This window comes from Balneicella halophila, assembly GCF_003096835.1.
Classification (GTDB): domain Bacteria; phylum Bacteroidota; class Bacteroidia; order Bacteroidales; family Balneicellaceae; genus Balneicella; species Balneicella halophila.
Genome location: NZ_QENZ01000004.1, coordinates 476,270 through 486,293, shown reverse-complemented (window position 1 = coordinate 486,293; position 10,024 = coordinate 476,270). Strand labels below are relative to the sequence as shown.

Annotated in this window: 6 protein-coding genes; all 6 read left to right on the top strand. The window is 34.0% G+C overall.

Annotated features, from left to right (window positions below; genetic code table 11):
- The first annotated feature begins 400 nt into the window (after positions 1-400).
- The 6 genes from C7377_RS07080 to C7377_RS07050 all read left to right on the top strand — a co-directional run bounded on the left by C7377_RS07080 (position 401) and on the right by C7377_RS07050 (position 9,991).
- Positions 401-3,613 carry an Eco57I restriction-modification methylase domain-containing protein gene (locus C7377_RS07080; RefSeq protein ID WP_116496630.1) on the top strand — a complete coding sequence of 1,071 codons (3,213 nt, stop codon included), beginning with the start codon at positions 401-403 and terminating at the stop codon, positions 3,611-3,613.
- A 271-nt stretch (positions 3,614-3,884) separates the two neighbouring features.
- Positions 3,885-4,175 carry a hypothetical protein gene (locus C7377_RS07075; RefSeq protein ID WP_116496629.1) on the top strand — a complete coding sequence of 97 codons (291 nt, stop codon included), beginning with the start codon at positions 3,885-3,887 and terminating at the stop codon, positions 4,173-4,175.
- Between the two features lie 681 nt (positions 4,176-4,856).
- Positions 4,857-5,576 carry a hypothetical protein gene (locus C7377_RS07065; protein WP_116496627.1) on the top strand — a complete coding sequence of 240 codons (720 nt, stop codon included), beginning with the start codon at positions 4,857-4,859 and terminating at the stop codon, positions 5,574-5,576.
- Position 5,577: 1 nt separating this feature from the next.
- The gene (locus C7377_RS07060; RefSeq protein WP_116496626.1) at positions 5,578-6,513 is read left to right on the top strand and encodes a pyridoxal-phosphate dependent enzyme; all 936 of its coding nucleotides are present in this window, start codon (positions 5,578-5,580) and stop codon (positions 6,511-6,513) included.
- Positions 6,514-6,726: 213 nt separating this feature from the next.
- A complete protein-coding gene (locus C7377_RS07055) occupies positions 6,727-7,302 on the top strand; it encodes a DJ-1/PfpI family protein (RefSeq protein ID WP_116496625.1) in 576 nt (191 codons plus the stop codon).
- Positions 7,303-7,489: 187 nt separating this feature from the next.
- Positions 7,490-9,991 (top strand): heavy metal translocating P-type ATPase, encoded by a 2,502-nt coding sequence (locus tag C7377_RS07050; protein WP_116496624.1) that lies wholly within the window; start codon positions 7,490-7,492, stop codon positions 9,989-9,991.
- The last annotated feature ends 33 nt before the right edge of the window (positions 9,992-10,024 follow it).

Here is a 10,024-nt window from a genome sequence, read left to right as displayed (position 1 = left end):
GATATAGCATTCGCCTGCGGCGAACAAAATTCCTACATTTTCGCTTCACTCAAATTCCCGTCCTTTTGTAAATGCTATATCATCGCAGTGCTATGACAATTACATATACCTCTATTAGCTAAAAAAAACACTATCATCAAACAACGCCGCCAAGGCGATATTTACGCTACACATCATTAGCTATATGCAAGTGGTTGCTATTTTTTTGTTCCCAAAAACATAAAATCTAACGATTTTAATTATCTTCACAAAAAAACAGACAACTACACATAGCACTGCGTTGTAAGTAAGCTGAAAAAAGAGCCAACCGCACAAAACAAAGAGTGCCGAAAAAGGCACACATTGTTTTCTTGCCAACGCTCGGAATAATATTAAATTTGAGAAAAAATATAAAATATATATGAGCTTATTTCAGAACTCTGTTCTAAACAAATATTTAAAAGGATTGGAGTCCGAAAAAGTCAATCAAGCTTACGAGCGATTTACAAGCCATTTCCATAATCCGACCATTCAAGAAAACATCCGAAATTCCAAAGAGGAACAATATCAAGGCGAATTTCTAATTGACCTTTTTGTAAACGTATTTGGATACGTTAAAAACCCAACACCTGACTTTAATCTCACAACGGAATTAAAAAATATAAAGGGCTCAAAAAAGACAGATGGTGCAATTCTAAAAGGAGAAAAAGCACTCGCAGTAATTGAACTAAAAGGCACAAAAACAACCGATTTAAGCAAAGTAGAAACCCAAGCATTTGGATATAAAAACAACCAACCAGGTTGTAATTATGTAATTACTTCCAACTTTGAGAAGTTGCGATTTTACATTGATAACGCAGTTGACTTTGAGGAATTTAATTTATTTCAACTTTCAAAAGAACGTTTTGATATTCTGTGGCTTTGTGTTTCATCAGAATATCTTTTAAAAGACATTCCTAAAAAAATAAAAGACGAATCTTTAACACAAGAGGAAAACGTCACCAAAAAATTATACAAAGATTACGCTTCTTTCAGAAACGAGATTTTTGATGCCATACAAAAAGAAAATCCCGAATACGATAAACTAACGTTATTCAAGAAAACACAGAAATTACTCGACCGTTTTCTATTTATCTTTTTTGCAGAAGATAGATTATTGCTTCCGCCAAACTCTATTCGTTCTATCGTAAACCAATGGACTGATTTACGAGATAAATATGATGAGTATTTTCCTTTATACGACCGATTTAAAAAATATTTCGGTTATATGAACACAGGACACAAAGGACAACAACACGATATTTTTGCTTACAATGGTGGACTTTTTGCACCAGACGAGATTTTAGACAATATCAAAATAAATGACGACTTACTTTATAAACACACAGTTAATTTAAGTAACTACGATTTTGAAAGCGAAGTAAGTGTAAATATACTTGGACACATTTTTGAACATTCGTTAAACGACATTGATGAAATTCAAGCCGAAATTCAGGGAGCAAAAACAGATAAAAGCAAAACCAAACGTAAAAAAGACGGTGTTTTTTATACACCAAAATATATTACCAAATACATTGTAGATAATACAGTTGGTAAACTCTGTGAGGAGAAGAAAACGGAACTCGATATACAAGAAGCCGAATACGATAAAGAACGGAAAGGCAGAAAGAAGGCAACACTAAAAAACTTAACCAAAAAATTAGAAGATTACAGAAAATGGTTATTGCAAATTACAATTTGTGACCCAGCTTGTGGTAGTGGAGCTTTTTTAAATCAAGCATTAGAATTTTTAATAGCAGAACACCAATATATTGATGAATTGCAAGCCAAACTTTTTGGGGATGCAATGATTTTAAGTGAAGTTGAAAACTCAATTTTAGAAAACAATTTGTTTGGTGTAGATATTAATGAAGAAAGTGTAGAAATTGCTAAACTTTCGCTTTGGTTAAGAACTGCACAAAAAGGCAGAAAACTAACTTCATTGAATGATAATATAAAATGTGGCAATAGTTTAATTGACGACCCAATTGTTGCAGGAGAAAAAGCTTTTAATTGGAAAAACGAATTTCCAGAAGTTTTTGCAAAAGGAGGATTCGATGTAATTATTGGAAATCCACCTTATGTTAGAGTTCAGAATTTAGATAAAAATAGTGTCGTATATTTTGAAGAACATTATAAATCAGCAACAGGAAAATTTGACATTTATGTTCTCTTCAATGAATTGAGTATTGAGCTTTTAAAAGAAAGAGGTTTATTGTCTTTTATACAACCTCATAGATTTATTAATGCAGATTTTGGAAAGGGTTTAAAAAATGTTTTTGAATCTACTCAATACCTAAATAAAATTATTTCTTTTTCAGATATAGATATATTTCAAGGTGCGACAACATACACTGCAATCTTTTTTTTAGAAAAAAAAGTAACCGATAGTATTCATTACAAAGAATATACAGATAAAAAGCCAATCTACATATCAGAAAATTTAGATTTTCTTAAAAATGATGACTTTATAAAAGTTAGTTATTCTTCAATAAAAAACAATTGGGAATTTAAAAATGAGGCTGAATTAACCTTGCTTAATAGGTTAAGAGGTTTTAAAAAACTATCCGATATTGCATTGAACATTTCTCAAGGAGTAATTCCAGGTAGTGATAAAATTTATTACTTAGAAGTAATTGAAGAACAAGGCGACAAAATTTTGGTAAAAAATCAACTTGATGATAACAAGTTTTTGATTGAAAAGACTATAACAAAGAGCATTATTAAAGGAAATAATATTAAGCGTTATGCTTTACCAACAAGCGACTACGTAATTATTTACCCTTATACATTCTTAAATAATGAGCAGAAACTTCTTAGTTTAAAAGAGTTAGAACAAAACTATCCATTGGCATTTAATTACTTGTCTATGCATAAAGAGTTCTTGATTAACTTAAGAAAGAAGTACAAAACAAATCCATTAGAATGGTATGGTTTTCACAGAGCAAGAGAAATGAGGTTTTTAGAAGTTGATAAACTCATTACTTCTCATACCTCAATTTCACCTTCATTCACATATGCAACAGGTTCAAATTATTTTAATCAAAATGTTTATGGAATAGAGATAAAAAAAGAGATTTCCCTAATTCAGATTTTAGGTATATTAAATTCTAAACTTTCAGATTTTTATATCAGAAATACGAGTAGTATGATTAATGGCGGTTACTTCCTTTATAAAACAGATTACATTAGCAATTTACCTATAATTACAAAAGAAAAGAGCCAATTAATATCATTAACTAAAAATGCGTTGGAGTTAAACTCTAAACTATCAAATCACAATGAAAGATTTTTAAAGTATTTATCACGAAGCTACAGAATTGAAAAATTTTCAAAAAAGTTGGAAAACTGGAACGAATTAGATTTTGGCGGATTTATAAAAGAACTTAATAAAGCAATTAAAAAATTTGGCGGAGAAAAACTTAGTAAATCGGATGAAATCGAATGGATGGAAATATTTGATGATAAAAAAAATGAAGCGTTTAATTTAATAAAACAAATAAGCGAAGTCGAAAGAGAAATAGACCAAATGGTTTATGAATTATACGGATTGACAGAAGAAGAAATAAAGATTGTGGAAGAAGCCACTGCATAAGCCATACACATTTGCAATTCGCTAAAGCCAACACTACGCCAAAAATTGCAAAAGAGTATGTCTTGCCAACGCTGAAAACCAAGCTGAACGAAAAAAAAGCCGATGAGGTTGCATATAAATATAAGCAGTAAGCAATCAATAGAATTTTAACATAAGTATAATACATGTCTATCAATTATCAAACAAGTTTTCATTAATTTTAAACCTGATAGGAATATTTAATGCGGGCGTGAAAAAGTCTCAGTAAGCGATAACTTAAAAAAGAAATACCATGACAACAGGTCTTAAAATTGAAACTGGCTTCTTCCCTTTAGCTTTTTTCTTACACTTTGTAACGCCAACCATTGAGATAAATGGGAAGAAATATAAAAAAGAATGGGGTCTCCACCTCTTCCAACTAACACCAGGTGATTATGTGGTGAAAATTTCATTTCCATATATAGGAATGTCTGATTGTGGTGCTAATGAAATTAAAGTTTCACTTTCTGAAGGAGAAACCAGAATAATCATCTATAGCATGCCACCATGGATATTTGCTAAAGGCAGTATTAGAGTAGTTTAACAAAAAAGGACATAGCCACTTTCTGATTAATGTATTTGTCGACACAAAAGTGTTCTTAAATAACCACATGATTTTCCAATAGTAAAAGTATAGGAACTACGCCACAAGGATAGTTCGACACGATCGTATGAAATCTTCTCACCAAATTGTCTGGCTACTATTTTTAGTCAAATAGTTGTACCTTACACAACAGAAAGTTTCTTTGAAACAAGAATCAAGTGCTGTTAGGAGTTTTATCTATAGGAAAAACATTCTATACTATAACGGTTGTATTCATAAATACTCTTTTAAGAGATGAAAACAAATAATGTTAAAATTTTAAATGCTCTATCGACAGGAACTCTGTTAATATTACTAGGGCTTTGTTTCATGATTAGTGAGGACAATCCTATCACTTGGAATCTTTTCCCAAGCAATTCCCTCTTATTTTTCCCACTAGCCTTTTTCATCCCTATAATACTAGCCGTTTTTTCATTAAAGAATAAAAGGAATTCGATAGCTATAGTGCTATTGATAATTTCAATAATACTGTTAATTTTAACATCTATGCTTGCTTTATATGTGTATGGATTAGGTGGAACTTGAAATTTTCGAAACAACTAAGAGAAACCACTAATTTGCAAAGGATAGCAAATATTAGGAGAAACTTTTTATACAACAAGATAACCCAAACCTCAAAAAATGAAAAAGATTGTATTTTTAGGATTATTCATCATTATTATATTTTCTTGCATGAGAGAAGAAAAGCCGAAAGTGATATATCCAGATAATGAGAACATCGCATCTGCAGAGTTAGAAAAAGATACTAGCCTCATAGAATTAGCAGACATTCCCATTCATTTTGACAGTACTAAGTACTTAATTCATCCTATTGGTGAATACAAAATGTATGGCTCATCAAAAAGGAAATCATCATTCGGTGCAGCAAGTTACGGTTCTCGAAACTTATCCTCATCAAATTACAGTAAATATGAAATTACCGGCAATTTACTGAACTTACGGTTTCAGCATCTTGATTCAGACAAACTAAGCATATTAACTACAGCAAATATCCGAATAAAATCAATTACGTTTCTAAGAGGTCTATTCAAAAACACTAAAAAACAGTTTCTCATCTATCGTGTGCTCGACAAAGACACAAATCAAGACAATGTCATAGACAACAGTGACGTAGAATCGCTATACCTGAGTCATATCGATGGTTATGGTTTTGAAAAGTTAAGCCCAAACTATCAGGAATTAATTGACTGGCGAGAATTAGAAATTAATAATCGAGTATATTTTAGGAGTGTTGAGGACACTAACAAAAATGGAGAGTTTGACAGAGATGACAATATCCATTATCATTATGTGGAATTTACTGATGAGAAACCTCAAGTGGTAGAATATAATCCTATCTAAAATGTATAAGCAAGAATTGATTAACACGCATACAAGGATAAAGCCTTATATTCATAACACTCCTGTTTTGACTTCAAGACTAATCAATAAGGTTGCTGGGGCGAATCTGTATTTCAAATGTGAGAATTTTCAAAGAATGGGTGCTTTTAAAATGCGCGGTGCTACCAATGCTATCATGCAACTATCAGAGTCAGAAAAGCACCATGGTGTGGTAACGCACTCCTCAGGAAATTTTGCACAAGCATTAGCCTTAGCAGCAAAGGAACTAGGGGTTAAATCATATATTGTAATGCCTAATAATGCTCCTGAAGTGAAAAAAAAGGCTGTGAAAGACTATGGAGCATCAATCATAGAATGTGAGCCAACACTAGAAGCTAGAGAAAAAGCATCAAAAGAAATTCAAGAAACCAAGGGAGCTACTTTTATTCATCCTTCAAACGATATAGCCGTTATTTTAGGTCAAGGAACTGCAACAAAGGAATTATTGGAGCAACAGCCTAATCTAGATTATATTTTTGCACCCGTAGGTGGTGGCGGATTGGTGGCTGGCACCATACTAGCTGCTACTCACTTTGGTAAAGATTGCAAAATTATTGGCGGTGAGCCCTTTGAAGTCGATGACGCTTACCGTTCGCTACAAAGTGGAAAAATTGAATCAAATAATTCTACACATACCCTCGCAGACGGATTAAAAACACAACTCGGCGAACACAATTTCCCTATCATTCGAGAAGGAATAGAACGCATAATCCGAGTTACTGAAGCTGAGATAATTCACGCTATGAAAATGATGTGGGAAAGACTGAAAATCGTATGTGAACCTTCATCAGCCGTAGCATTTGCTGCATTGCTTAGAGAGAAAGATCCATTTAAATCTAAAAATATAGGCATCATTGTTTCTGGAGGGAATGTTGATTTAACGAATCTTCCTTTCTAATCATAACTCCCACGAGTAACAATATCAATGAACTTAAATTTAAGCGTCCACTGCTACTCAATATAAATAACTATTATCTTATCGGAAAGACTAGACGATCCGAAAAATCACTTTCAAATATTTATGATTTTTTGTATATTTATATCCATAACTAATCCTAAAAATTGGCTTTAGTTACACGTAAATAATTACAAACCTATAAAATGAAGATTAATGAAAAAAGTACTATTTTTAACAGGCGAGTTTACAGAAGATTATGAAACAATGGTTCCATTTCAGATGCTTGAAATGGTTGGCTATGAAGTCCATACCGTATGCCCCGACAAAAAGAAAGGTCAGAGTATTAAAACTGCCATTCACGATTTTGAAGGCGACCAAACTTATTCTGAAAAACCCGGACATAATTTTGTCTTAAACTACAATTTTAATGATGTCAAAGTAGAGGATTACGACGGATTAGTCATCGCTGGCGGTAGGGCACCTGAGTATTTGCGACTCAATGATAAAGTGCTAGAATTCGTGAAGCATTTTTTTGCTGAAGATAAACCTGTAGCCGCCATTTGTCACGGCATTCAAATCCTAACCGCAGCCAAAGTTGTGGAAGGAAGAAAACTTACTGCTTATCCTGCGGTGCAACCTGAGGTTGAATTAGCTGGTGGAGAATTTCAAAATATTCCTGCAAATGAAGCTTATGTAGATGGTAATTTAGTAACCTCTCCTGCTTGGCCCGGTCACCCAAGTTTTATTCGAGAATTTTTGAAACTTATGGGTGCTAGTATTAAAATCTAATGTAGTATTCTGTTTCTGCCATCTTTGAATTGTTTTTAGACGACTCTAGTATAATTATTGTTGTAGCTAAACTAAGAAATCTATAGATTTTTTATACAATCATATAAATACAAACAATACTATTATTGTTGTTTTTAAACGTAACAAATAGTATAATTCGCTGAACCATTAGCTAAAAGAAAATACGATGAAACACACATATCATATACACGGCATGTCTTGTAACGGCTGTCGTAGTCACGTAGAAGAAATCCTCTCTAAAGTGGAGGGTGTAACAAGTGTAAACGTTAATTTAGAAAAGGCTGAAGCTTCTATTGAAATGAATTCTCATATTCCTATCGAAACCTTTCAAAATGCCTTAGAAAAGGATGGTAGCAATTATAGTATTCACAAGCCTGGTGAGATGCATCACTCTAAAAACAACAAAAAAAAGCAACCTAAAGGCAAAGGTACTGGAACGTTCTATTGCCCCATGCATTGCGAAGGCGATAAAACCTACGACAAACCTGGAGATTGCCCTGTTTGCGGAATGGATTTGGTTGAAGAGCAAAGCCTTTCCACATCATCGACGGAATTGTGGACTTGCCCTATGCATCCGAAAGTAGTAAAAGAGGAAGCGGGCGCCTGCACTATTTGCGGGATGGACTTAGTTCCTAAAGAGCCAGACCTCTCAGCAGAAGAAAAAAAATACAACAGTTTAAGAAAAAAGTTATGGATATCCTTAGCTTTTACGCTTCCCGTATTTTTAATTGCTATGAGTGATATGCTCAATGAAAACCCTCTTTACGATATAATGGAACAGCGTTATTGGAATTGGGTTCAGTTCGTGTTATCTATTCCAGTGGTGTTTTATACCTGCTGGATGTTCTTTGAGCGGGCATACCGAAGCATCAAAACATGGAATCTCAATATGTTTACACTCATTGGTATCGGCTCTGGAGTTGCATGGTTATTTAGTGTTTTCGCACTTTTATTCCCTGATGTATTTCCTGCACAATTCAAGAACGACGCTGGTGATGTACATGTTTATTTTGAAGCAGCTACGGTTATTTTAACCCTGGTATTGTTAGGTCAAGTTTTAGAAGCAAGAGCTCACAGTAAAACAAACTCTGCTGTAAAAGAACTGTTGAAATTAGCACCTAACAAAGCCATTAAAATGGTTGATGGTGAAGAAGTACAAGTCAGCATAGATGAAATAGAAATTGACGATATCCTTAAAGTAAAACCAGGAGATAAAATTCCCGTTGATGGTGTTATAACTGATGGAGAAACAACTATTGACGAATCGATGATCACGGGTGAGCCTATTCCGGTAAATAAAGCGACAAATGATAAAGTAAGCAGTGGGACAATTAATGGCAATCAATCTTTTTTGATGAAAGCCGAAAAAGTTGGGAGCGACACCCTGCTATCGCAAATCATACATATGGTAAATGATGCCAGCAGAAGTCGTGCACCTATTCAAAACTTAGCAGATAAAGTTTCAGCTTATTTTGTTCCTGCAGTAGTTTTCATTGCTATTCTCACCTTTATGGCGTGGGCAATTTGGGGCCCAGAACCAGCTTACGTATTTGCATTGGTTAATGCCATAGCTGTTTTAATTATTGCCTGCCCGTGTGCGCTAGGTTTAGCAACTCCTATGTCTGTAATGGTTGGCGTTGGTAAAGGCGCACAAAACGGGGTTCTTATTAAAAATGCAGAAGCGTTGGAGAAAATGAACAAAGTTGATACGCTTATTATCGACAAAACAGGAACGATTACTGAGGGAAAGCCGACAACCGAAACCGTGGGTAGTTTTAGTAAAGACTATAATGAGAATGATATACTTCAATACATCGTTTCATTAAATACAAATAGCGAACATCCATTGGCAGAGGCTACCGTAAAGTATGGAAAAGAACAGCAAATTGAAATCCTAAAGTCTAAAAAATTTAACGCAGTAACGGGTAAAGGTGTAGAAGCCATTATTCAGGATAAAAATGTTGCTTTGGGAAATCCTAAAATGATGAAACACGCGAATGCTGACATAACTTCTGCAATGGAAAACGAAGTCAAAAGTTATCAAAAACAGGGCAAGACTGTATCCTATTTAGCCATCGACAGCAATGTAATAGGCTATGTTGTTATAGGAGATAAAATAAAAGGAACGAGTGCTAAAGCCATAAAAACCTTACAAAATAAAGGGATTGATGTAATTATGCTTACGGGCGATAATCACGAGACAGCACAGGCAGTAGCCTCCGAATTAAACTTAGCTGATTTCGAAGCCAGCATGCTACCGGAAGATAAATTGAAAAAGGTTAAAAAATTACAGTCTGAAGGCAGAGTAGTTGCTATGGCTGGAGATGGTATTAACGATGCACCGGCATTAGCGAAAAGTGATATTGGTATTGCTATGGGAACAGGAACTGATGTAGCGATTGAAAGTGCATCAATAACTCTAGTAAAAGGTGACCTACACGGAATCGTAAAAGCAAGAAAATTAAGCGAAGCGGTTATGAAAAACATCAAACAAAACCTATTCTTTGCCCTTGTTTATAATTCTATTGGTGTGCCTATTGCGGCAGGAGTATTATTCCCATTTTTTGGCATTTTATTATCTCCTATGATTGCAGCATTGGCTATGAGTTTCAGCTCTGTATCAGTGATTGGTAATGCATTGCGCTTGAGGACAAAGTCGATAGACTAAATCATATACAATTCAGTATTTAACTTGACTATT